Here is a 25,897-nt window from a genome sequence, read left to right on the forward strand (position 1 = left end):
TTTTTTATTAGAAACCAATATTGATACCTGCTGTTATTGTTTTAGGGATAAAAACATTCAGGTTGGTCTGACTGGCCACACCCTGCTCCGGATCCCATGGAAGTTTTTTATCGCGTACCAGTGTAAACAGGTTTGTACCGCGTACATAAAACACAGCAGAACTAAGTTTAAGTTTTTTAGCCAGCTCACCGGGCAATTGATAACTGAGGGTTAAATCTCTGATCCTGCCATAATCTCCTTTATACAAATACAAGGTGGATGGATTTTGCGCCAGCCTGTTTCCGCCATATACATATCGTGGAAGGGTTGCGCTATTATCGCCTGGTGCTTTCCATCGCTCAGTGTATTGGCGTAATACTTTATTGAATGCGGGGCCATTTCCGCTACCCATATAAAAACCAGCCCATGCATCCTGTGTAAGATTGCCTCCACTAAAATAAAGTTGTGCCTCAAGAGAGAACCCTTTGAACCGGAGGGTATTTGTAAAGCTTCCAAAATAACGCGGAGAGGCCGAGCCCAACACTGTTCTTTGTGCTTCATTGAAATTATTGGTAGTTTCTTTTCCTGTAGCAGTTTTATACCACAGCGGATCGCCATTGGCCGGATCTATACCTGCCCATCTTGGCGCATAAAACGACTGAAAGTCTTGTCCTACACGGCGAACAAAAATTCCTGTTATAATATCCTGGTTATTCACGAGCGATAATATCTTATTCCTGTTATTGGCATAATTGATATTCACCGACCACTGGAAATTTTTTGTTGTAACTGGTATTACATTCAGGCTCAACTCAAAACCTTTGTTTTCCATACTGCCAATATTGTCGCGAACAGTTGAAAAACCACTGGTTCTCGATACAGGTGCATCCAATAATAAACTGGATGTTTTCCGTATATAATAATCGGCAGTTAACGTAACGATATTATTCATCAGAGATAGATCCAATCCAACATTGAATGGCTTATTGATTTCCCAGGTAAGAAAAACGTTACCAATGTTGTTCGGTCCGCTACCCGGTTGCTGGTTATAGTTAGATCCATAAGAATAAGTGGGCTGCCAGTCGTAATTGCCAATACCCGCATTACCATTAACGCCATATGAAGCCCTGAGTTTTAACTGGCTGATTAGTTTTATATCCTTAATAAAAGATTCCTGATCGAGGTTCCATGTGCCGCCAACAGACCAGAAATTACCATAGCGGTTTTGATTACCAAACCTACTTGATCCATCCCTTCTCAAGCTCCCGGTAAGCACATATTTATTTTTATAGTTGATGGAAGCAGAAGAAAAAGCAGAAAGAAATGAAAAGTCAGAACCTGTGGCACTGGCTTGTGTAGGCGTTGCAGCAACTACAGGATAGGTAAGTTGTGTAGTAGCCGGGAAACCAGTTGCACTTATACTACTGCTTAAAGTTCTGGAATCCTGTGCTTCATAGCCTAACTGAATGGCAGTCGTAAAATCTTTTGATTTACCAAAGGAGAACTTATAATCCAGCAGATTGGTCCAGGTATAATTAAATAATCGTGTATAAAATACAAAAGCTCTTCCGCCTACAGATTGTCCATCGCCATGAAAAGGATTATTGTATTGCTCCTCCTCCAGTACGTTATAGTCAATACCATACCTGCTGGTAAACTTCAGGTTATCCAGTATTTTGTATTCGGCAGTAAGACCACCTCTCGCACTCAGTTGTTTCAGGAAACGTTTATCCATTTCTGCAGTTGCTACTGTATTATGCAGGTTTCCTGGTCCGAAATCGGGAGCCGCTATATTCAATGACCCGTTAGGGTTTCTTGCTGCTCTGGATGGCAGTAAGAAATAAGAACTTAGTATGGGATTTCCGAAAGAGCCCCCGGCCAACGGTGCATTTTGCTGAACAAAGCCGGTATTTAGCGTTGTACTAATCGTAAGCCGGTCAGTAGCTTTGGAAGTAATACTCATATTGCCATTCCATCTTTGAAAATCGCTTTGCAGTGTAATACCTTCCTGTCTGAAATATCCTCCTGATAAATTATAAGTAGTCCGGTCATTACCTCCTGATGCACTGAGGTTATATTGCCGCTGTGTACCTTTTTTAGTTACAGCATCGAGCCAGTTATAATTAACATTGTTACCCTGACCCAATGACGCAAGTGTAGCAGTGATGGCTGCAGGTGAAGCGCCTGCATTTACCAGTCCTTCACGAGTAAGTTCAAAATATTCATTTGCATTCAGGGGGCGATAATCCTCATTAAAATAAGCGATGTCGCTGTATCCTATTTCTGTATCAAAGCGAAACTTGGTTTTACCCGATTTTCCTTTTTTTGTGTTTACCAGAATTACGCCGTTTGCAGCCCTTGATCCGTATAAAGAAGATGCCGACGCGTCTTTCAGTACCGTAATACTTTCAATGTCATTTGGATTAAGTGTACTTAAGAGGTTGGCTGTTGTTGTTAATCTTGAAGCATCCCCTGTGTTAACCACTATACCGTCTAATATCCATAATGGTTCTGAACTGGCGTTGATTGAGCCAATACCACGTATCCTTATTTGCTGGCTGGCGCCCGGTGTTCCTGAACTCGCAACAGATTGTAATCCTGCAACAGCGCCCTGTAAAGCACGGTCTACTGAGGTGAAAGGCTTGTTTTCAATATCTTTTGCTTTTACAATACCCATTGCGCCAGTTATTTCCGGTTTTTTTGTTGTGCCATAAGCCACTACTACCACATCGGAAAGATTATCAATAGCCGCCTGCATTTTCAGGTTTAACGGCGATGTGGTAATCGCCAGTTCTGCTGTTTTATAATTCAGCAGTGAGAAGACAAGTGTTGAAGTTGTTGATGGAACAGATAAAGAGAAAGTACCGTCGGCTAAACTTACTGTTCCCAGTTTTGTTCCTTTAGCCTGTATACTTACATTACCCAATGGAGTTCCACTCTCATCCTGTATTTTACCTGTAACGGTTTTTGTTTGTGCATATATCCACACAACCGATACAAGCATATACATCAAAAGCAAGATTTTCTTTTTCATAAGCTTGTTAAATTGATTAAATAAACTGTTTACAGATTTCAGTAAACAGTGCCGGAAATTAGTGCTGCGCGTTTGCTGTGCAGATAGACTGTCGATGAAAAACAAGCATTGGGATACAAACAACGGGGTTTAATGAAAAATGCGGGATATAAAAATATCCCGCATCACCTCTAACTAAACTTGAGAAAATTCGCGCTTAATACTGCACCAAACTATGACGATGCCTCATTTGTGGAATATAAATTCTATCAACTGCAGCTATTCATACACAAAAAACACTGATCGCTGTTATTCATTGTTTTAAGATTGATTGAGCTGAAAAAGCACCTGCGCTTTATAATTTCGGCCGATAGGTATCTGAATGGCTGAAAGGTCTACTTCTGTGGCATTATAGGCCTTGATTTTTCTTTTCGAAACGATAAAGGAACGATGAATCCTTATAAACTCTGATTTGTCGAGTTGTTTCTCTAATTCACTAAGCTGAATCTTTGTTAAATATGATCCCTGTTGTGTTACAATACTTACATATTCACGCTTACTCTCAAAGTATACGATTTCATTATACAGTATCTTCTGCCGTTTTCTGCTCACATTCACAAACAGATGATCTTTAGGTAAATTCTGTAACTCGGTTGTATGCTGCACCTGATTTCGTTCGGTAATTTTGTTAACAGCCATCAGAAAACGGCTGAATGCTACCGGCTTAAGCAGGTAATCGGTAATATCCAGTTCATACCCTTCAATCGCGTATTCCCGGTGTGCAGTAATAAAAATTACGGCAGGCTTTTTAACCAGCGAACGCAGAAAATCAATACCACTTAACCGGGGTAGATTAATATCCAGGAACAGAATATCTATCGCTGTTGTTTTTAATACCTGCAACCCATCGATCGCATTTGTACACATGGCTGTAAGTTCCAGGTGCGGTAGTTGCTGAATGTATTCGCCAATTACTTCAGCCGCCAGTGGCTCATCTTCAATAATAAGGCACTTAAATTTCTGCATAATTATATAAGTTGATAGAAAGCTGTGCTACAAAAAGATGCTGCTTTTTTTGAGTCATCAACTGATGTCCGGGGTACAACAGTTCGAGCTGCCGTTTCAGGGTTTTCAGCCCTATGCCTTCATTTTTCCCGGGAGCTTGTATATCACAGCTATTCCTGATCGTTAAATCAAGTACACCATTTAACAGTTTAATACAGATATATATTGACGACTCATTCAAAGCCTGTGAAGACCCATGTTTGAAAGCATTTTCAATGAGCGGAAGCAATAACAAAGGCGATATCAGCTGTTCTTCATCATCAATATCAATATCGAATGTAAAATCAAGTCTCGACCCATACCTTAGCCTTTCAAGCGTTATATAATCATTGATAAAATCAATTTCACGCTTCATTGTAATTCTTCCCTTGCCAGATTCATATAACATGAAACTGAGTAATTCAGATAATTTCAATATGGCATCTGAAGTAAATTCAGATTTTTTACGCGACAGGGAATAAATATTGTTCAGTGTATTGAACAGGAAATGGGGATGTAGTTTGTTTCTCAGCAGCGATAATTCTGTAGTGAGCTTGTCTCTCAATAATTCCTTTTCCCGCTGGAGGTTATATATCCTGAAACTCAGGAATTCAATGGCAATACTGATGCCAATGGGAAAAGAAAGAAATAACATGCTGGTAAATAACAACCTGAAATCGAAAATATTTTCGATCACAGGCGGACCTGAATTATAAATCAATGGTTGGGTTACAAAAACAGATAACAGTCTTTTTATAAAAACAGTGAGCGTATACATTATAATCAGCTCTACTATTTTTCCAACCCTCAGTTTATTCGAATCGATTACTTTTTCGAGCCAGAAAAAAATCAGGTAATAAAAAAAGAGAATCTGAACGCTGATGAAAATAAAACTCGATAATGCTGTTTGTTGATAAACAGCAATTATTGCCAAATCAGGAGATCCCTGGCGCAACCATTCAGCTTCTACAAATACCACTACGAGGTAATAAACTGTCCATAGCAGTATATAAAAGCCGTTCTTTCTCATCAAAAAGTATTTACTGTAAAAATACGTTTTTGTGTATGCCGGAGATGGAAACGGACAATCGTCTACAAACAACACGTTTAGGTCTATGAGTGTGGTGGTTTAATGAATATCAGGATTCCTTTTTTACAAATACATCTTCGCTGAACCATACCAAAATCAGGGAAACGAGTATAAGCACACTGTATTCCGAACCATTTCTTCCATACCCCACTACAAACCATCCTTCTTTTCCATGCACCATCACAAGACCCATGATAATTTCAATCAGGAAAACGGGAATGATCCATCTGCTGAATACCCTGAGTGCCAAAAGGCATCCGCCTATAATTTCAAAAAAAGTAAGGGCATATGCTATAAAAGTACCTCCCGGAATACCTTCACTAGTTAAATAGGCGCCAAAATGAGGTGCTCCACCAATAAATAACCTGACCATTCCATGAATAATCAGCAATAAAGAAAGTATTACCCGGAATGAATGGAGTACAATAAGAAAACGGTTATTGGGCTTTTGCATGTGTTTCATATTTAATACCTCCAAAATAGCTTTTAACACTGAGCAATTATATCATCTATCTATTAAAAGCAGTAAATCAACTACAGAAAACTATACAGTCATGCAACGTTGTTCATCAGACCGCATGCCTGTTATAGTTATTTAAAACCACTCGAGTTATTTTAAGTTACATCAGCATGAGAAAACCAACTGGCAAAACTGTTGAAAAAAGGAATATCCCAGTCGTTTACTATTGCCAGGTGTATAAGGATATAAAAAAGTAAAACAGGTGGGAAAACCCATCTGCCTTCCTTTGTCTTTCTTTCCCCTATAATAATCATAATGAAAATACAGTAGATCAATCCCATTACCATATACATAGCGTAAGGCCAGGGCAATATATAGTTTGAAAAAATACGTACCAGTAACGGTTCCAGAAAAACCAACCCTGTTAACAGCATACCACGTGCATGTATTAACACTTTCTTTTTGTAATACACAGCAATTGAAAATCCATATAAAGCAATAACAATATCCTTAAATGGAATAAGGAGCTGAACCGATTGAGGCGATGGAGTTGCAAGATAGCGATAGTGTGCAAGCAGTATAATTGATATAATTAGTAGGGGAAAAAGTATATAAGACAGCTTACCCAGGGTTCTGTGAAGAGCCAGTTTTTTTTGTTGAAAAAGTATGGGCTGAACAATCAATAAAACCAACCAGCTAATTGCCGCAAGTACATGAAAATGAAAGTAAAAACTAAACGTATCCCCATGTATAAACAATCCTGAAAAATAAGTTTTCCAGAAAGCGATTAGAGACAAAGGTACCAGTGCAAAAAAAAGATAACCAAAATACAGTTTCTGTAATTTCTTCAGGTACTCTTTCATACTGATTGTTAATGCTAGCGTCGGGGAAATATAGCTGGTATAAAACGAAAAAACTAAGATAATTGCTATAAATCAGTTCACAGAACACCGTCTACCAAATCAGGTGTTTGTACTGCAAAATGATAGGATCAGGATACATATCATTATAATTTTAACCAAATAAAAGCCGGCTTATGAACAGTTCATCAATACTTTTGTACCCTCCTTACCTATAAAACAGACATATTGAAACTGATAAAATTTATTCCAGCATTCATTTTTCTGATCATTACGGTTGTTTTATTGTGTTTACCCGGTACGGGGCAGTTTCCTGCCAGCTGGTGGTTTAAAAAAATACCGCAGTTCGATAAGCTGGTGCATATTGGTATGTTTGGTATGCTTTGCTTTTTATTTCATCTACCGGCCTGGAAAAGCAGTTTACATAACGGAGCCCGGCAGCGCTGGTTCTGGCTTATCAGTATTGGAGCTATTGCTTACGGTACAGGAATGGAATTTGTTCAGCGCGAGCTCATTGTAAACCGTTCTTTTGAAGAAGCCGATATATTGGCCGATTCTGTAGGGGCATTAGGGGCATTGGCTTTATCGCAAACAATATTCTTACGAAAAATAATAACTCCCGCTATTTAAGATTGATAATCAGTAGTTCTATAAAAAAGATTGTCCCCCGTAGAAACGGGGGACGCAACCAAAACTAACTGCTTATGAGAAAATTGACTACTTGCTTATATCTATACTAACGCAAATTCAGTGCCAAAAGATTTTACGGATTTGTTAATCCTTTCTAAATAAAACCTGCTTTCTTTTTAAAAGATACCTGTTCTTCTTTCACTGTTGCCTGATGCAAAGTTCTATAGTAAAGACCGAAATAAATGTCAATGGTTTAACAATGATTTGTTAAAGGATCAGTGACAGGATACCGTATCCGCACTACGTTCGGAGATAAAAGGACTCATGTAGGGGATATTGAGATTTAATCCTCTGATTATCAGTAAAATGGCCGTCAGACCCACTATATAAGGTACCAGCTTACGCATGTTTTGCCTGTTTTGCCAGCTTAAACGGGTACCCCAGAAAGCCAGAGAAAATAAGGCAGGAAGGGTTCCCAGACCAAAAACAAACATAAAAACCATGGCATTCAAAATACTGCCACTGGCCATAGCTCCGCTGATGGCAATATAAACCATGCCACAGGGCAACAATCCGTTGGCTACTCCCATCATATACATACCTGAGAAACTATGACGGCGCATAGACCAGGAAATGAGTTTTGTGATTTTTTGATTGAACCAAGCCCACCCTTTTATTTTTTTAAAGAAAACCTGGCTCAGCAGAAAAAAAAGGATTGCCATTCCCATAAGAACTGAAAACACCTGCTGCCATCCTGCTATACCTATACGCCAGCCAATTACCCCTGCTAAAACACCCATTATCATATATGTACTAATTCGCCCAAACTGGTATAAAAGTATACCCCATATTTTTTTATGCTGTGGCAGATGTTGTACCGGTACACTCATAATCAACGGGCCACACATACCAATACAATGCAGACTACTCGCCAGCCCTAACAACAAAGCCGATATGAAAATGGCAAGTATCATTCAGCAGTAAATAGTATTTCTTTTTCCACGTAATATTTTTTTTCAGCCGCTTCCCAACTTAGTTTCAGCAGATATTTATCTGCAGGTAATTTTTCTCTTGCAATTATTTGTCTGCCATCTGCATCAACAGTAAGAGGCAAACGCAGGTCTTTGGTTGCATCTGTTTTACAATAAAACCAGGCTTCGCCTTTTATTATCATTCCTTTCATCTCGCGGGGTAATTGCAATAGCAGTTCTTTATTTGTATGGGTAACAATTATTTCACCAATCAATGCAGCATTGGCCCTGCCATCAATTTTATCCTGGTATCTAAGTTCATCCTGGTAATACTCTTTGCTTACCAGTTCGAAACGGGTATTCACTGCTTTATATACTAATGTGGTCATCAGACCTGCAAAGCCAATAAATACGAGTATCAGTTTGTTTCCCCAGTTCATACAAAATAGTTTAGTGGTTCATATTTAATTCCTGCTCCGCGTAAAACTCATCCCGTCCATCGTTCCAGTTCAATTTTATTGTATACCGTTTTCCTTTTATCCAGCTCTGAGGAATTATCTGTTGTCCAAAATCATCCGGCTCTAACTGAATAGTTTTATCCAGTTGTTCGTCATATACACAATAAAAGAAAACCTTACCTTTTATTTTTACCTTTAATTGCTCTTTAGGAACCTGCAGCAGTATAAAGGGATCTGCTTTATACATCCTGAAAGCACTTATCTGTGTTGCCTTTTGTTTTGCTTCTATCACTTGCTGATAGTTTTTTTCTTCCTCCCTGTATTGCCTGCTCACCAGATCAACTTTAATCTCTTTTACCAGTATATAGATCGTCAGGCTCAGTAAAAAGCAAAAACCCGCACAAACAGCTATTAACTTTATCCCCCAATTCATGTTGAATTGTTTTAATTTTTTTAAGGGATATTGGATCTTTTGACTTTGCAAACTTGTTTTACAAAGCCGGGCCGAGGAAATTGGTTTTTGATGTTACCAGTTCTTCACCGTTAGTATATAAAGCCAGTTTCAGCATGGTTTTTCTTTGTTTGACAGCCGATTTGGGCAATATGATAAAAAAAGTACCCGATGCCTGTCCTTCCTTCTTAATTTCAATTACAGGTTTCCCCGCCATCAGAATAGTTCCTTGTTGATCTTTCAACACTACTTTAACAGCAATGTCTTTTGTGGTTTTATTAATCAGCTTGATATTATACAGGTTCGATAAACTGTCTTTCCCTCTTTCCTGGTATAACATCCCTGCTGTTCTGATCACTGTTGCGTCTATATCTTTTCTGGTCATTAAAATCACCGAAAGCAGAGCAAGCAACAAAAAACATAAACCAGTATACAGTTTCATTCTTACGGTATAGCGCAATGGTTCGCCTTTGGCTATACTATTTTCAGAGGCGTACCTGATTAACCCTTTGGGCTTCCCAATACTATCCATTACATGATCGCAGGCATCAATACAGGCCGTACAACCCACACATTCCATTTGCACACCATTTCTGATATCGATTCCTGTTGGGCAAACTTTCACACAGAGATGACAATCTATACAGTCGCCCAATGATGATGATGCCTGTTTTTTAAAATTGCCCCTTGGTTCCCCTCTTTTATAATCGTAGGCTACAATCATGGAATTCTTATCCAGTAAAACACTTTGTAAACGACCATAAGGACAAACAACAGTACATGCCTGTTCCCTGAAGAATGCATATACACCATAGAACACAGCGCTGAATACAAGAATGGACGCAAATCCCACTACATGTTGTGTAACTGGTTCAGTTATAATTTTTTCGAGCTCGTTTATACCAATAATATAAGCCAGAAAAAAATTTGCGATGGTAAAAGAGAGCAGGAAAAACAATAGATGCTTTACTGTTATTTTAATCATCTTCTTACCTGTCCATGGAGCAGATTTCAATTGTTTCTGTGCAGGAGCATCTCCCAATATCCAATACTCTACTCTCCTGAACATCATTTCCATGAAATTGGTCTGTGGACAGGCCCAACCGCAAAACAATCTTCCGAAGGCTGCGGTGAAGAGAATAATAAAGAACACAAAAGTGACCATGGTAAGACCGAAAATAAAAAAATCCTGTGGCCAGAATATCTTACCAAATAAAATGAATTTGGCTTCCGGAATATTAAAGAGGAAGAGTGGTCTTTCGTTGATTTGTACAAAAGGCAATCCAAAAAAGATCAGAAAATAAAACACACTTAATACCGAACGTATATTGTAAAAACGTCCTTTGGGTTGGTATGCATATATCCATTTCCGTTTACCGGATTCATCTACCGTTGCAATCCGGTCGCGGAAGGCATCGGTTTCGATTACGTTGCTATGTTTTATTTCACTCATCGTATTATTTCACTCCCTCTTTTACTACTGGTGCTGTTTTTGTTGTATCACTTGCCTCCTGCTCCTGGTATACTTCACCTTGTGGTTCTTTTGCCGTAGCTGGTTTTGTTCCTTTCAGTGATTTAATATAACTCGCCAACTGTGCTATCTGTGCAGGTGAATAATCATCTTTCCAGCTTTTCATTCCTTTTTCCGGCCAGCCGTATTTGATTGATTTAAACAGATCAGACATACTGCCACCATGTAACCAGTATTCATCCACCAGGTTAGGCCCAACTGTACCACCACCATCTGCTGCATGACAGGCAGCACAAGCTGTTACAAATATTTTTTTGCCTGCGTCGAGTGCCAATGCATCACTGAGATAGGTTACGGTATTTTCATTTACATTGTTGGCTGCTTTTTTCAGGTAGTTTTCTTTTTCTGCTTCGGCTTTTTTCATAACTGCAGCTAATTCTTCAAGGCTTGAAGGAGCAGTATGTGTTACATGATAGCGCCAGAGATAAATACAGGAGAAAATAATACAGATATAAAATCCATACAGCCACCAGGGCGGTAAGCGGTTATCGAGTTCACGGATACCATCGTAATCATGACCCAGATCAATATTAGCTTCTTCCTGAATTGGCTTGAAACTGTTAGCCTTGCTCCACCATTTTGAAAACCCGGATTCTTTTTCAATCACCTGCTGTTTCACTGTTTCTTTTGCCAGTAAACTTTTCAGGTGATAGAGCAGCCATAATAATATCAGCAGTTCTACTCCCACCACAGAAATGAGCGAGTAAAATGCAGTAGGCGACAGTCCGCTAATAGTTGTATTTACAGCAACTGCTGTTACTGGTTCATCTGCCGCGAATGTGACAGAACTCATCAGTAAAAAGGTAATTACAGTAAACACTTTTTGTTGTGTAGTTGAATTTCTTTTCTCACGAAATTCTTTCATCTTCATTTCAGCTGCGCCCAATACAACATGTGCGAGCAAAGCGATGGCCAGTAACAATACCGCTATAATTACCACCAGTACCTGTGCAAGTGGGTTTGCCATAGTAGATGGTTTGGGTGGACCTTCGGCCCATACACTGGAAGGCACCAGTGTACAGAAAAGACCAGTCATCCATATACTGAAGTATTTGATCCGTTGAAAATTACGCTGTTGCATTGCAATTCGTTTATAAGTCAGAAGGTTAGTTGTCTAATGGTAAATGACTGATTTCTTCTATCATTTTTTTATCTGCTTTCCAGGCCCAGAGGGTCATCAGGAGAAAAAAAGTAAAGAAGATGGAGAAAGAACTGAGTGCATAGATATCTACGCCAATAATTTTTTCCAGATAATTGATAAATTTCATGTCTGTTTCTTTTATTGTTTGGCTGTTACTGGTTGTGAGCCTTTAATATCTACACCAATCCTTTGCAGGTAAGCAATCATGGCAATGATTTCTTTGTTCGGAGCAGTTTCAATTTTATCTGCTTTCAAATTTTTACTGATTTTTTCTGCCTGTGCCATCAGTTCTTTATTAGCTATCTGGTCGTACCCTTTTTCATAAGGCACACCGAGTGTTTGCATAGCCCTTATTCTTGCGCCGGTTGTTGCAGTATCAATAGCGTCATCCAGTAACCATGGGTAAGATGGCATGATAGAACCCGGGCTCATACTCTGTGGTTCGAGCATATGGTTATAATGCCAGCTATCAGGATATTTTCCGCCAATACGCGCCAGATCGGGTCCTGTACGTTTACTACCCCACTGGAATGGATGGTCGTACACAAATTCACCAGCTTTGCTGTATTCACCATATCGTGCCACTTCATCGCGGAAGGGGCGGATCATTTGTGAGTGACAGGTATAACATCCTTCACGGATATAAATATCACGACCATGTAATTCGAGTGGTGTATATGGTTTTACTGCTGCAATGGTTGGCACATTACTCTTCACCAGAAATGTTGGAACAATTTCAAGTATACCGCCAATGGCTACAGCAACCAGACTCAATACCAGCATCTGAATGGGTCTTGCTTCAATCCAGCGGTGCCAGTATTGTTTACCATGCGTAACAATTTTCGCTGGCAGTGGTGGCGCTTCTGCTGCTTCATTGGCCACCAGTTTACCCGCTTTCACTGTTTTCACAATATTGTATACCATTATGAATACACCTACGAGATATAGCAAACCGCCAACACTTCTTGCTACATATAAGGGAATAATATGAGTAACTGTTTCGAGGAACTGGAATTTAAGTGTACCATCTTCTGTAAACTGTTTCCACATCATGGCCTGCGTAAAGCCTGCCCAATACATGGGAATGGCATACAACACTATTCCAATGGTACCGATCCAGAAATGTGTGCCCGCCAGTTTGGTTGAATACAATGGTGTATTGAAAATTTTTGGAATCACCCAATAGAGAATGCCAAAAGTGAGGAACCCATTCCAGCCCAACGCACCTACGTGAACGTGTGCAATAGTCCAGTCGGTAAAATGCGAAATTGCATTTACATTTTTCAGGCTCAGTAATGGCCCTTCAAAAGTGGCCATACCATAACAGGTTATAGCTACTACCATAAATTTGAGGATAGGATCTTCACGTACTTTATCCCATGCACCTCGCAGTGTAAACAAACCATTCAGCATACCACCCCATGATGGTGCAATTAACATGATGCTAAATACCACACCCAGGCTCTGTGCCCAGTCGGGCAATGCTGTATACAATAAATGGTGTGGCCCTGCCCAGATATAAATAAAGATCAGTGCCCAGAAGTGAATAATGGAAAGACGATAACTATATACCGGTCTGTTAGCTGCTTTGGGTAGAAAATAATACATGATACCCAGGTAAGGTGTAGTAAGAAAGAATGCAACAGCATTATGTCCATACCACCACTGTACCAGCGCATCCTGTACACCTGCATACCAGCTATAGCTTTTCAGAAAAGTAACAGGAATTTCAAATGAGTTTACAATATGCAGCATAGCAACGGTTACCCATGTAGCGATATAAAACCAGATGGCCACATATAAATGACTTTCTCTCCGTTTGAGAATGGTGCCAAACATATTGATACCGAATACAACCCAGATAAGGGTAATAGCTATATCAATAGGCCACTCCAGTTCTGCATATTCTTTACCGGTAGTATAACCAGCCAGCAATGTTATGGCAGCAGCTACAATAATCAGTTGCCATCCCCAGAAATGTATTTTACTGAGCGTATCACTGAACATACGTGCCTTACACAAACGTTGCAGTGAATAGTACACTCCCATGAAAATACCATTGCCTACAAAAGCAAAAATCACCGCATTTGTATGAAGAGGTCTAACTCTTCCAAATGTGGTGATGGGCAGATTAAAATTGGCCGCAGGCAAATAAATCTGAACAGCAGCAAGTAAACCTACCAGCATACCAACCACTCCCCACAGAATGGTGGCATACGCAAATAGCTTTACCGTTTTGTTGTCGTAAAAAAATTGTTCTGATTGCATGAATGGTCGTTTTTATAGAAGAGGGTGAGTAACTATTTTTTATTAGGTTTTTGATCGAAAAGCATACGCACAGAAGGAGATTCCTCATCATCGTACTGACCTGTTTTAACGCTCCAGATAAAAGCACCCAGAAATAAACCTGCCACACTGATACTTGCAATTAATAGAAGGATAATAACGTTCATAGCTGTTGAATAAACACTGTAAAAGTATTTTCAACGCATGGGGCAGCCTATGATATTACTCAAGGGAACACATGATTTTAGTCATGTTTTTGTCAGGAAAGCTGTAAACGTCTGGAAGCGAGATTACTTAGCCCGAAAGTAATGAGCAGGATACTGATGCTGCTACAGGGCATTAATATAGCTGCAATCATTGGTGACAATGTGCCTTGCACAGCGAAATATAAACCGGTGATATTATACAGAATAGATATTACAAACGCAATCATAACAATCGTCTGGTTGAATTTACACATCCTGATGAACTGATACAATTGTGGCAGACTGCCTGCTTCTATGATGGCATCACTTGCCGGTGTAAAATTGTTGCTGTTATCAGTAATGGCAACGCCTACATCAGCTTGTTTTAAAGCGCCGGAATCATTTAACCCATCGCCTATCATCATCACTTTTTTTCCTTCCTGCTGCATAGATTTTACTACTTCCAGTTTGTCTTCGGGTTGCTGGTTAAAATAAAGTTCTGAACGCTGACCCAGTAATTTCCGGAGATAAGGCAGTTCTCCATCATTATCGCCACTCACCACTGCAATATGAAAACATGTCTGTAATTGTCTTAATAACATAGGTACCGACTGACGATAATGATTCCTGAAACGGAATCTTCCGAATAATGTTCCCTCTACTGACAGGTATACAACCGACGCTTCATCGTTTTGTGTTTTACCGGTAATGAAAAGTGCAGAGCCAAGTGCAATGAGGTCACCATCTACCATTCCTTCAATTCCTTTTCCCGGAAATTCTTCGAAAGCCAGAAAAGGGTCTTTTAAAGATTGCCCGGCCCATCCGGCAATTCCTTTGCTCAATGGATGTGTTGATTGTGCTGCCAGGGTAGCTACTTTCTTACGGATCTGCGGTGTAATGGGTTTTCCATCATATACCACTTCCATTTCTGTTCCTGCTGTAAGTGTTCCTGTTTTATCAAACACAATAGTATTTATACCTGCCAGTTTTTCAATCACTGTTGCATGACGCAGGTAAAAATGATTCCGGGAAAGAATACGCAGGATATTACCATTGGTAAATGTATTACTCAATAATAATGCACATGGACATGCTATGATAAGTACAGCTGTAACAGCGTTCCAGCTCCTGCTTTCATCCTGCCAAAACCAATAAGCGCCTGCTGCAATGGCTACTGCAAAAACCACCCAGGTAAACCAGCGACTCAACCCATGAACAAATGAATTTTCATTGCTTGTACCGGTTTTAAACAGGTCGTTGTTCCATAGGCGCGTAAGATAACTTTGAGCAACTTCCTTAATCACCAGAACTTCAATATTTCCCCCTACCTGTTTACCACCGGCATAAACAATCTCTCCCATTTCTTTTGCTACGGGCATGGTTTCACCTGTTACAAAACTATAATCAATCAATGCCCGACCACGGGTAATGATACCATCTGCCGGAATCAACTCATGGTGATGTATCAGCAATGTATCATTCAATTGTATATCGGGCAGGGTTACTGTAGATGAAGCATCTTCCTTTATTCTTGTTACAGCAACGGGAAAATAAGAAGTATAATCACGATCGAAATTCAATTGCCGGTGGGTGCTGTCTTGCAGCACACGCCCAGCCAGCATAAAAAATACAATGCCAGTCATCGAATCGAAATACCCGCTGCCGGTAGCTGTAACTACTTCATAAATACTGCGTGCAAATGTTACCCAGATAGCTAATACAATGGGCGCATCTATATTCAGGAACTTCTGTTTAAGTGCGTTCCAGGCGCTTATATAAAACTCACCGGCACTATAAAAAAAAACAGGCAGACTGAGTATCAGGTTCAGGTAACGGAAGAAAACCATCAGTTGTGTTTCTCTATCATCAATACCAAGGTATTCTGGAAAACTCATGAGCATGATATTTGCAAAACAAAAGCCGGCAACACCGAGTCTGAAAATTTTTTTCCGGTCAGTTACAGGTTTTTTCCTGCCGAGATCATGATAACTGATATAAGGCTCATAACCAATACCTGTAAGCAATTCGGCCAGTTGACGCAGGTTAATCAGGTGATGATCATAAATAATAGCTGCTTCTTTTCTCTCAAAATTTACTTTACAGTTTACAATTCCTTTATTGAGTTTATGCAGTTGTTCCAGCAGCCACAAGCAACTGCTGCAATGCATTTGCGGGAGATAAAAATTGATGTGTGTATGATGGTCGTCTTTAAAACTGATCAGCGACTGCTGAATAGCAGTATCATCAAGAAAGGCAAACTTATCTGACCGAACCGCAATTTTTTGTGACTGACCCGGACTATGGTTGAGATCATAATAGGTACACATGTCATGCTTGTTCAGTATTTCGTACACCATTTTACAGCCTTCACAACAAAAATGTTTTTCGTAAGCCCTGATATCAGTGTCACGACAGGTTTCACCACAATGATAGCAGGCTAGTTGGGTTGAATGTATCGGACTGTTTTTACTCATGCGGTCTTAGTTGTAACATAACTGTTCAATAAGGGATACAACACGCTTTGTTCAAAATGTATCCATCTTAATACATGCGTTTCCAGTAAAAACATTTCGTTGATGCAGCCTTTCAGTGCATCGGGCCAGGCCGGGTGGGTAACGTAATGATGCACAAGCTGTCTTAGTTTTTGCAGTAGTTCAATCAATACCTGATGCGTATGTAACATGGTATCTAATACTTTGGGCTGAAGTAATACCTTTCCATCACCCATTTGTTGCTGTAGATAAGGAAAAACAATACCGGTTTCTTTTCTGAAAGCATGGGTTAATTCATCCTCAATTTTTTGAAAAACAAGTTGTACGATTTCAAAAACCGGTGCAGGTAATTCTGCAATGGATACATGTTGATCAAGATAGGTACGAATCCTGCCACAGGAACCAAGGATTGGTGTATGATAGGCAGCTGGAATGGCACTACAGATTTCTCCGATAGAACCAGAACCCTGATATATATGAGTACCTGCCGGCAACAACATGATAGGAATAATTTAGTTGCAAGGTAGGGTTGCCCGAAAAGCTCAACTATGATGATACTCAACCACAAACATGATTTTTATCATGTTTAATCCTGGAGATTGGCTGTTTGAAGGAGTAATTTATGCTGTAGAATTTTAATCTTTTTACCGTCAAGTTCCACCATTCCGTCTTTTTTAAAATCGGACAGTAATCGAATGGTTGACTCCGTGGCTGTACCTACGAGATTGGCTATTTCTTCTCTTGATAAACGAACATTCAGCGTAATGCCATCTTCCTCGAAACCATAGGTTTCTTTGATAAAAAGTAAAGTTTCGGCAAGACGTTCCCTGATAGGCTTTTGTGCGAGATGGGTGAGTTTTACTTCTGCTTTATGCAGTTCATCACTCAATAGCTTCATCATTTCAAAAGCCAGTCCTGTATCGTTTTTAAGAACAGTAACGAATATTTCTTTGGGTATAAAACAAACTTTTGTATCCTCGAGTGCTACCGCAGAAGCGCCATACCTGTCGCCACTCAGTAGTGCCCTGTACCCCAATACATCTCCCGATTTGAGTAAACGAATAATTTGCTCTTTACCATCATCGCCCTGGTGTGAGAGTTTTATTTTTCCTTCATTAATACAGTAAACACCGAAAGGGTAAGCGCCTTCATTAAAAAGTATCTGCCCTTTTTTGTACGTATTGCAGATTTTCTGTTCATTGATTGCATCTACATATTCTTCCCTGGCTTTACAAAAAACAGAGTTAAATCGTTGTGCACAGGACTGACAGGTAGCATAGTCGTGATGAAATTGCATCTGAAGGTTTGAGATACAAAAATAAAGTTATTTATGCACTGTCTTCTATTAAAAGATGCTAAAGCAGTTAGGGTATCAATATTTGTTTAAATTTAATTGAGTCGCCATTGAACACATTGCAATCTGTTTTTGATCTGATTCCATTAATATTACCCTGCTCGTTGTATTGCCAAAACTGCCATGAACGCTTAATTCTTGGTTTATCGGGTTGAAAATAATGGGCTACCCAGAGAGGATAATCTTTAAACTCATCCCCCAGGTATCTTTCATAAAAATCGGCATAAGTATAAATAATGGGTTTTACCTGATAGTATGATTCTACTTCTTTTAACCATTCTTTTAATCGTTCACGCATAACAACAGGCTTAACCCCGTATAATTTTTCGATATCTACAACAGGTGGCAGGTCGCCTTTTTTCAGGTTTACCTGACGAATAAATTGTAATGCCTGTTTTTTTCCACTTTTAGTGGCCAGAAAGAAATGATAAGCACCCCGAACCATACCTGCCTCTTTTGCATCCTGCCAGTTTTTGTGAAATCGTTTGTCGGTATCATTTAATCCTTCTGTAGCTTTTATGAACACAAAACCCATTCTGGTTTCTGCTTCTTTCATACCATAAACAGATGGCCAGTGAATGGCCCCCTGGTGTACACTGACATCTATTCCATGAATATTATAACCGGGAGGTAGTTGTATCCCAAAAGCCTCATACCTCACAGAAGAAACGGTTTCTTCCTGTCGTTCATGCCATTTATCCAGTAATGTGAAATACAGAATCAGTATAAAACCACCTGCCAGTAAGATCATCCATAGTCGCTGTTCCCTGCTTAACCGCTTTGATCGCCTTTTTGTCATATACATGCAAAATTCGGGTAAAACGGTATCGCTTATTTCAATTCTGAGAATTATTGTGTAGCAACAGAAAGGCATAACAGGTATTTCCATCCCTGCTTTTTAGTAATTTTACCCCGATGGCCTATTTCAACTGGAACGACAGCATTAATTTTTTGCGTAAGCTCACTTTAAGAAGAGTTTGGAATGCTTTGAAAGTATATGCCAGCTATCAGATCAGCCGCTTTAGTAAAAAACCTGTTCAGTGGGGTTTCCCTATTTCCATTTCATTCGAACCTACCACATCCTGTAATTTACGTTGCCCTGAATGTCCGAGTGGACTTCGTGCTTTTACAAGACCAACAGGTATGCTGGAAAAGAATTTTTTCAGGGAAACCATCGACGATATTCATAAAGACCTGTTATACCTTATTTTTTATTTCCAGGGAGAGCCATATCTTAATCCTGATTTTCTGGAGATGGTAAAATATGCGCATGATAAAGGTATTTATACCGCTACTTCCACCAATGCGCATTACCTAACTGACGAGAAAGCAAAAAAAACAGTGGAGAGTGGGTTAGACAGGCTGATTATTTCGATTGACGGCACTTCGCAGGATGTTTACCAGCAATACCGTGTGGGCGGAAAACTTGATAAAGTGCTGGAGGGTGCCCGCAATATTGTTAAATGGAAAAAAGAACTGAACAGCAAAACACCATTTATCTTTTTTCAGTTTTTAGTAGTTAAGCCAAATGAACACCAGATTGAAGAAGTAAAAAAGCTGGGTGCTGAAATTGGTGTTGATCAGGTTCGTTTCAAAACAGCACAGGTATATGATTATGAGAATGACCCGCATAACCTGATTCCTGAAAATAATAAATATAGCCGCTATAAAAAAGACCAGGATGGTAAGGTGCGGGTAAAAAGTGGCCTGACCAACCGTTGCTGGAAGCTTTGGCATGCCAATGTAATTACCTGGGACGGGCTTGTAGTACCCTGCTGTTTCGACAAAGATGCCATGCACCAGCTCGGCAATCTGAAATCGCAAAGCTTCAGGCAAATATGGAGCAATGACAATTACAAACAATTCAGAAAAGAACTGATGACAAGTAGAAAAAATATAGATATCTGTGCCAATTGCAGCGAAGGACTGAGTGTATGGCAGGATTAGTATAGTGAATAGTCAAAGGTGAATGGTAAATTTAATTTTGGGGGATGACAAGTCTATTAAACATTCACCATTGACAATTCACCATTCACCTTATAACATTTTCACTACATTTACAACTATGGGTATTGAAAAAGATATACAACAACAGCATTTCAGGAACGAGTACCAGAAGGCTTCTGTGAATATCATTTATTCTGCCAACTGGCTGAATGAAAAAATCAAAACCATGCTCGACCCGGACGATATTACACCACAGCAATACAATATCCTTCGAATCCTGAGAGGTTGCCAGCAGCCATTGAGTACATTACAGATCCGCTCACGTATGCTCGATAAAATGAGTGATACCAGCCGGATCGTTGAACGCTTGCTGAAGAAAGGGCTGGTAGAAAAGAAAGTATGTTCTGCCGACAAACGCCTCGTAGATGTAAGCATCTCCAAAAAAGGGCTGGCCCTGTTGGATAAACTCGATAAAAAAAATACAGAAATAGACCAGTTAATACAAACCCTTTCAGAAACAGAAGCGGCTACTTTAAACAAGTTACTCGACAAAATGCGTGAAGAAACTGTGTAATTGTTAATTTCTGTACCAGATTTCCGAATTCTTCCACATCAACAGCTTTGCCTTACCTGCTGGTTTATCTTTGAACCATGAAAGCATTGCTACAATTCTCTCTTACGCTGTTCCTTTCTGTTATTATCGCCAATGTGTTTGCACAACATTCACCTAATTACGAATTCAGGGCAGCATGGGTAGCAACCGTGGAGAATATTGACTGGCCCAGTAAACGAACACTCTCTGTTGCAGAACAACAGGCAGAATTTATCCGCATGGCCGAAATGCATCGCCGCAATGGCATGAATGCACTGATTGTACAGATACGCCCATCAGCAGATGCTTTCTACCCTTCTTCACTTGAGCCCTGGAGCGAGTACCTCACGGGCAAACAGGGACTTCCTCCCAATCCATATTACGACCCGCTGGAGTTTATGATTACCGAAACACATAAACGCGGAATGGAATTTCATGCATGGCTTAACCCTTACCGCGCCGTATTTAATATTCTTCGTTCTTCTGTAGCACCCAATCATATTACCAGACAACACCCTGAATGGTTTATTAACTATGGCGATAAAAAATATTTCAATCCGGGTTTATCAGAAGCGCGCAGGCATGTGGCAGATGTGGTAAAAGATATTGTAACAAGGTATAAGATTGATGCCATTCATATGGACGACTATTTTTATCCCTATAAAATACCCGGTCGCGAATTCCCGGATCAGGCTGCTTTTTTACAGTATGGAAAAGGAATGGCAAAAGATGAATGGAGAAGAAGTAATTGCGATAGCATTATTGTATTACTCCAGCAAACCATCAGAAAAGCAAATCCTAAAGTGAAATTCGGGATCAGCCCGTTTGGCGTATGGCGCAATAAAAATCAGGATCCAATGGGTAGTGAAACCCGCTCCGGACCTACTAACTACGATGAATTATATGCCGATGTATTACTCTGGTTACAGAAAGGATGGATAGATTATATAGCACCGCAACTCTATTGGGAGAGAGGACATCCACTCGCGAGTTATGATATTTTATTACGCTGGTGGAACGAACACAGTTATGAAAGACATCTTTATATAGGGCATGGTATTTATCGGGCGGGATCAAACACAGCATGGAAAAACAGAAATGAAATACCTGAACAGATAAAAGCTTTGAGGAGTTATGAAAACACCCAGGGCAGCATTTATTATAACAGCAGTGTATTCAACAGAAACCCCAATGGATGGAACGATAGTTTGCAACAGCATTATTATCGCTATCCTGCACTGGTACCGCCAATGTTCTGGATCGACAATACCGTTCCACCTCAGCCATTGGTAGAAAAAACCAATGAACATACTTATAGGCTTGTGTATAAAGGAGAAGAAAAGATCAAAGGTTTTGCAGTGTTTATGAACGATGGCAAAGCAGAACCCGATTTTGGGAACAGCCAGTTGATTGAATTTATTGTTGGAGATAAAACTGCCACTGTTGATCTAAATAAACATCCAGAAACCAAAGGAAAAAAAATACTTGTGGCTTCAGTAGATACAGATAATAATGTTAGCCCTCTAAGACTTTTGTATTGATTAATCGAAAATTACTCTTTTATCCTGTTCAACCGGCCATTTACCAAAACGTTGTTCAACAGCCGTAAAACGATATTCAAAAATTTGCTGAAGTTGACGGCGTACCATGATGGTATTGGCAATATCGCCCAATATCCAGAGCGGTAATTTGTAGTGAACAATATCCGTCATTTCAACCCCACCATCAATAGTTTTAAAATGGTGCTGGTGATGCCAGAGACTGTATGGACCGAAACGTTGTTCATCTACAAAGTATTGACGATCTGCCACATGTGTAATCTCTGTCATCCAGTACAAAGGAATACCTAATATGGGTTTGACTTTGTATTCAATTACCTGCCCAGGGTACATACGCATTCCATGGTGTTTGCTGATGATATTAAATCCAAGATTAGAAGGGGTAATTTCCTTCAGGTTCGCAGGGCTGCTGAAAAAGTCCCAGGCTTCTACCAGTGAAACAGGTATTTGCTGAACCGTTTTTAATGAATATACTTTCGACATGAGGCTGTTTTAGCTAATAACACCTCATCAACTAAAATGTTCAACTCACCCAACCCTCTCTGCTGCGCAAAGAGGGCGAACAGCAATCTCATCTATGTTATTGGTACAATATTCCAAAGCCTCTTCTCTGCTTTGCAGAGAGGGTTAGGGGGTTAGTTGAATATTGGATATTCGACATTCTGCTGTTCTCCTCTTTACTCTATCTTTATTCCATGATTACCCGTGAACAACAACTGGCGCAATTCAAAAAAATATATGACGGTCTAAACGAGCAGCAACAGAAAGCGGTTGATACCCTTGAGGGCCCTGTTATGGTAATTGCCGGTCCGGGTACCGGTAAAACACAGATCTTAGGAGCAAGAATCGGGAAACTCAGACTTGAAACCGATACCCAGCCCGAAAATATTCTTTGCCTAACCTATACCGATGCCGGTGTGGTGGCCATGCGTAAAAGATTATTGGGATTTATTGGTCCTGATGCATACAAAGTAAATATCTGCACTTTTCATGCTTTTTGTAATGATGTAATACAGGATAATCTTTCGCTGTTTGAAAAAACATCGATGGATCCTATATCCGACCTTGAAAGAATTGCTTTACTCAAAGAACTGATTGATGGCTTTTCTAAAAATCATCCACTGAAGAGATACAGGGGTGATGTATATTATGAAATCAATAACCTCCAGCAGTTGTTCAGCACCATGAAAAGAGAAGGCTGGACAGCAGAATATATTCAATCCAGGATTGATGTTTATCTCGCAGATTTGCCCAACAGATCAGATTTTATCTATCAGCGCACCAGTGGGTCCAATAAGAAAGGCGATCTCAAAAAAAATAAAATTGCGGAAGAAACAGAGAAAATGGAAAAGCTACGTGCAGCTGTAGCCGAGTTCGCTCTTTTCCAGCAGATGATGCGCAGAAGGAACAGGTACGATTTTGATGATATGATCAACTGGGTAATCGATGCATTCACCAATAATAAAACCCTGCTTGCCCGTTACCAGGAGCAGTATCAGTATATTTTAGTAGATGAGTTTCAGGATACCAGTGGCACACAAAATGAACTCATTAAATTACTCATCAATTACTGGGAAGTACCCAATGTGTTTGTTGTGGGCGATGATGACCAGAGTATTTACCGCTTTCAGGGAGCAAACGTTGAGAATATGGAAGCGTTTGCACATCAGTTCAGTCAATCCCTATACACAGTTATTCTAACCAATAACTATCGTTCTACCCAGCCTATCCTCGATATTTCCAAAACACTGATCGAGAGAAACAATGAAAGACTGGTAAAAAAACTGGATGGATTGAACAAAGAACTGATTTCCTCAAATACTCAACTCAGTCAACTCAAAGAACTGCCACAAATTTTTGAATACGAGAATCCACGGCAGGAAATGATTCATATTACGCTGCAGGTTGAGTCTTTAATAAAGCAGGGTGTGCAACCTGGTCATATCAGTATTATTTACCGTGAGAATAAATATGGAGAAGAACTGGCTCGTTATTTTCAGCAAAAAAGAATTCCTGTTTACAGCAAACGGAATGTGAATATTCTCCAGGAAACATTGGGTAAACAACTTGTACAGGTATTAAGATACCTGGCTGCAGAACATGATATTCCTTTTGGCGGAGATGAAATGCTGTTTGAAATTTTACACTACAACTGGTTTTCCATTCCCCCTATTGAAATTGCCAAACTGAGTGCTGAAGTAGCCGAAAGAAGATTTGGTGATAAAAAAACATCACTCAGACAACTGATTGCAGAAAGATTACAGGGGCCATTACCCGATTTATTCAGCAAAGAAATACCGGGGTTGAAAAAAGCACAGTCAGCCATTGAACAGCTCATAGAAGATGTACCCAATATTACACTGCAACAGCTTTTTGAAAATATAATTCGTGAAGCAGGTGTGCTCAACTACATCATGCAAAGTGCCGATAAACACTGGCTTTTACAGTTGCTCACCGGCTTATTTGATTTCATCAAGGAAGAAACACATCGTAATCCATTGCTCAGTCTGCAACAACTCATCAATATTTTCGATTTGATGGAAAAAGAAGGACTCTCACTACCGTTGGTAAGGGTAGGAGGTACCGATCAGGCTGTAAATCTCTTAACCGCACACGGCTCCAAGGGGCTTGAGTATGAATATGTTTTCCTTGCGGGTTGTAATTCAACCAACTGGGAAAAGAAAAGAAAACCAGGCGGTGGCTATAGTATGCCCGACACTATTTTTTCTTCGCAACCCGCACACAGTGAAGAAGAAGAATTACGCAGGTTATTCTATGTTGCTATTACAAGGGCAGCCAGACAATTGTGTATTTCTTATGCCAAAACGAATAAGGATGGAAAAGAAATAGAACCATCTATGTTTATTGCCGAGATCAGACAGGAACACCAATTACCTTTTTCAGCTATCAGTCTTGATGGTAATACCATTGCCGATTTCAGCATACTGTCATTCGAAAAAGAACAAAAGCCTGAGATCGAAAGAATTGAAGCCGATTTTATTACAAAGATTCTCGACAAATTCGTGATGAATGTTACAGCACTAAATAACTACCTGAAATGTCCGCTACAGTTTTATTTCAATAATCTTGTACGGGTGCCATCCGGTAAATCAGAAGCTACGGAATTTGGATCTGCTGTACACTATGCCCTTCAGTCGCTTTTCCAGAAAATGCAGCAGCGTGAACAGGTGTTTCCCGGCATACAGGAATTTATGGCCGATTTTAAATGGTATATGAACCGGCATCGGGAGAATTTTACCAAAGAACAGTTTGCACGCAGGATGGAACAGGGCGATCAGGTGCTACCGGAATATTATAACAGGTATATAAACGAGTGGAACAAAGTTGTGGCAGTAGAAACCAATATCCGTAATGTGATTGTTAAAGGTATCCCGCTGAAAGGAAAACTGGATAAGCTGGAATTTGATGGGAAACAGGTTAATGTAGTAGATTATAAAACAGGTGATGCTGAGAAGGGTATTAAAAAATTAAATCCTCCCGGTGAAAAAGAACCCGATGGTGGAGATTATTGGCGGCAGGCTGTTTTTTATAAAATACTGGTTGATAATTACCCCTCAAAAAGCTGGCAGGCTGTGAGCGCCGAGTTCGATTTTATTGAACCTGATAAAAAGAAAGGATACCTGAAAGAAAAAAGGGTGATTACAGACAGTGATATTACCACGGTTACCCAACAAATTGAAACTGTATGGAACAAGATTCAGGCCAGGGAATTTTATACGGGTTGCGGAAAAGAAGAATGCCGCTGGTGCCAGTTTGTAAAAACAAATGAAATAGCCGTGGCATTGCATGATCCTGATGAAGAAGAGGATGATTAACATGATTTTTAAGAAGAA

General features: G+C 39.8%; 23 protein-coding genes. 5 read left to right on the forward strand and 18 right to left on the reverse strand.

The genetic code is table 11. The annotated features are described in order from the left end of the window. Nucleotides 1-7 precede the first annotated feature (7 nt). The 5 genes from KXJ59_RS14140 to KXJ59_RS14160 form a co-directional block, all read right to left on the reverse strand. On the reverse strand, nt 8-3,013 hold the full coding sequence (locus KXJ59_RS14140) for a SusC/RagA family TonB-linked outer membrane protein (RefSeq protein ID WP_295205965.1): 3,006 nt from the start codon (nt 3,011-3,013) through the stop codon (nt 8-10). Between the two features lie 300 nt (nt 3,014-3,313). Beyond that, nucleotides 3,314-4,018 carry a LytTR family DNA-binding domain-containing protein gene (locus tag KXJ59_RS14145; protein WP_295205967.1) on the reverse strand — a complete coding sequence of 235 codons (705 nt, stop codon included), beginning with the start codon at nt 4,016-4,018 and terminating at the stop codon, nt 3,314-3,316. Further along, entirely contained in the window at nt 4,005-5,066 is a 1,062-nt protein-coding gene (locus tag KXJ59_RS14150) for a sensor histidine kinase (protein ID WP_295205970.1), read from the reverse strand. The genes KXJ59_RS14145 and KXJ59_RS14150 overlap by 14 nt, the downstream gene beginning before the upstream one ends. Before the next feature lie 109 nt (nt 5,067-5,175). Continuing rightward, nucleotides 5,176-5,580 (reverse strand): DoxX family protein, encoded by a 405-nt coding sequence (locus tag KXJ59_RS14155; protein WP_295205973.1) that lies wholly within the window; start codon nt 5,578-5,580, stop codon nt 5,176-5,178. Nucleotides 5,581-5,741: 161 nt separating this feature from the next. Next, complete coding sequence (locus KXJ59_RS14160; protein WP_295205975.1) at nt 5,742-6,449, reverse strand: hypothetical protein; 708 nt, start codon at nt 6,447-6,449, stop codon at nt 5,742-5,744. Between the two features lie 225 nt (nt 6,450-6,674). Between KXJ59_RS14160 and KXJ59_RS14165 the strand changes: the two genes are divergently transcribed. Next, nucleotides 6,675-7,076, forward strand: coding sequence for a VanZ family protein (locus KXJ59_RS14165; protein WP_295205978.1), 402 nt, complete (start codon nt 6,675-6,677; stop codon nt 7,074-7,076). 275 nt (nt 7,077-7,351) lie between these two features. On the opposite strand, the gene KXJ59_RS14170 is transcribed toward KXJ59_RS14165, so the two are convergent. The 12 genes from KXJ59_RS14170 to KXJ59_RS14225 all read right to left on the reverse strand — a co-directional run bounded on the left by KXJ59_RS14170 (nt 7,352) and on the right by KXJ59_RS14225 (nt 18,744). Next, nucleotides 7,352-8,050 carry a sulfite exporter TauE/SafE family protein gene (locus KXJ59_RS14170; protein WP_295205981.1) on the reverse strand — a complete coding sequence of 233 codons (699 nt, stop codon included), beginning with the start codon at nt 8,048-8,050 and terminating at the stop codon, nt 7,352-7,354. Then, nucleotides 8,047-8,487, reverse strand: coding sequence for a FixH family protein (locus tag KXJ59_RS14175; protein ID WP_295205983.1), 441 nt, complete (start codon nt 8,485-8,487; stop codon nt 8,047-8,049). The genes KXJ59_RS14170 and KXJ59_RS14175 overlap by 4 nt, the downstream gene beginning before the upstream one ends. A gap of 10 nt (nt 8,488-8,497) precedes the next feature. Continuing rightward, a complete protein-coding gene (locus KXJ59_RS14180) occupies nt 8,498-8,938 on the reverse strand; it encodes a FixH family protein (protein ID WP_295205986.1) in 441 nt (146 codons plus the stop codon). Nucleotides 8,939-8,996: 58 nt separating this feature from the next. Then, on the reverse strand, nt 8,997-10,409 hold the full coding sequence (ccoG, locus tag KXJ59_RS14185; protein WP_295205989.1) for a cytochrome c oxidase accessory protein CcoG: 1,413 nt from the start codon (nt 10,407-10,409) through the stop codon (nt 8,997-8,999). A 4-nt stretch (nt 10,410-10,413) separates the two neighbouring features. Further along, nucleotides 10,414-11,568, reverse strand: coding sequence for a cbb3-type cytochrome c oxidase N-terminal domain-containing protein (locus KXJ59_RS14190; protein WP_295205992.1), 1,155 nt, complete (start codon nt 11,566-11,568; stop codon nt 10,414-10,416). A gap of 25 nt (nt 11,569-11,593) precedes the next feature. Further along, nucleotides 11,594-11,755 (reverse strand): CcoQ/FixQ family Cbb3-type cytochrome c oxidase assembly chaperone, encoded by a 162-nt coding sequence (locus tag KXJ59_RS14195; protein ID WP_133474280.1) that lies wholly within the window; start codon nt 11,753-11,755, stop codon nt 11,594-11,596. A gap of 11 nt (nt 11,756-11,766) precedes the next feature. Then, a complete protein-coding gene (gene ccoN, locus KXJ59_RS14200) occupies nt 11,767-13,896 on the reverse strand; it encodes a cytochrome-c oxidase, cbb3-type subunit I (protein WP_295205996.1) in 2,130 nt (709 codons plus the stop codon). Between the two features lie 32 nt (nt 13,897-13,928). Next, nucleotides 13,929-14,081 (reverse strand): cbb3-type cytochrome oxidase assembly protein CcoS, encoded by a 153-nt coding sequence (gene ccoS / locus KXJ59_RS14205; protein ID WP_295205999.1) that lies wholly within the window; start codon nt 14,079-14,081, stop codon nt 13,929-13,931. Nucleotides 14,082-14,173: 92 nt separating this feature from the next. Continuing rightward, nucleotides 14,174-16,573, reverse strand: coding sequence for a heavy metal translocating P-type ATPase metal-binding domain-containing protein (locus KXJ59_RS14210; protein WP_295206001.1), 2,400 nt, complete (start codon nt 16,571-16,573; stop codon nt 14,174-14,176). Further along, on the reverse strand, nt 16,570-17,091 hold the full coding sequence (locus KXJ59_RS14215; RefSeq protein WP_295206004.1) for a hemerythrin domain-containing protein: 522 nt from the start codon (nt 17,089-17,091) through the stop codon (nt 16,570-16,572). Before KXJ59_RS14215 ends, KXJ59_RS14210 begins: the two co-directional genes overlap by 4 nt. An 86-nt stretch (nt 17,092-17,177) precedes the next feature. Continuing rightward, nucleotides 17,178-17,888, reverse strand: coding sequence for a Crp/Fnr family transcriptional regulator (locus tag KXJ59_RS14220; protein WP_295206008.1), 711 nt, complete (start codon nt 17,886-17,888; stop codon nt 17,178-17,180). 67 nt (nt 17,889-17,955) lie between these two features. Next, nucleotides 17,956-18,744: a GH25 family lysozyme gene (locus KXJ59_RS14225; RefSeq protein WP_295206011.1), complete on the reverse strand. Its 789-nt coding sequence runs from the start codon at nt 18,742-18,744 to the stop codon at nt 17,956-17,958. 116 nt (nt 18,745-18,860) lie between these two features. On the opposite strand from KXJ59_RS14225, the gene KXJ59_RS14230 reads away from it, so the two are divergent. The 3 genes from KXJ59_RS14230 to KXJ59_RS14240 all read left to right on the forward strand — a co-directional run bounded on the left by KXJ59_RS14230 (nt 18,861) and on the right by KXJ59_RS14240 (nt 22,025). Then, nucleotides 18,861-19,892: a radical SAM/SPASM domain-containing protein gene (locus KXJ59_RS14230; protein ID WP_295206014.1), complete on the forward strand. Its 1,032-nt coding sequence runs from the start codon at nt 18,861-18,863 to the stop codon at nt 19,890-19,892. A gap of 70 nt (nt 19,893-19,962) precedes the next feature. Then, on the forward strand, nt 19,963-20,466 hold the full coding sequence (locus KXJ59_RS14235; RefSeq protein WP_295206017.1) for a MarR family transcriptional regulator: 504 nt from the start codon (nt 19,963-19,965) through the stop codon (nt 20,464-20,466). Between the two features lie 77 nt (nt 20,467-20,543). Continuing rightward, entirely contained in the window at nt 20,544-22,025 is a 1,482-nt protein-coding gene (locus KXJ59_RS14240; RefSeq protein ID WP_295206019.1) for a family 10 glycosylhydrolase, read from the forward strand. Here the strand turns inward: KXJ59_RS14240 and KXJ59_RS14245 are convergent, their stop codons facing one another. Further along, nucleotides 22,026-22,526 (reverse strand): SRPBCC family protein, encoded by a 501-nt coding sequence (locus KXJ59_RS14245; protein ID WP_295206022.1) that lies wholly within the window; start codon nt 22,524-22,526, stop codon nt 22,026-22,028. A gap of 212 nt (nt 22,527-22,738) precedes the next feature. Between KXJ59_RS14245 and KXJ59_RS14250 the strand changes: the two genes are divergently transcribed. After that, nucleotides 22,739-25,879, forward strand: a complete 3,141-nt coding sequence (locus KXJ59_RS14250; RefSeq protein ID WP_295206025.1) for an ATP-dependent DNA helicase — start codon at nt 22,739-22,741, stop codon at nt 25,877-25,879. Nucleotides 25,880-25,897 lie beyond the last annotated feature (18 nt).

Source organism: Sediminibacterium sp., from assembly GCF_019264485.1.
Taxonomy (GTDB): Bacteria; Bacteroidota; Bacteroidia; order Chitinophagales; family Chitinophagaceae; genus Sediminibacterium.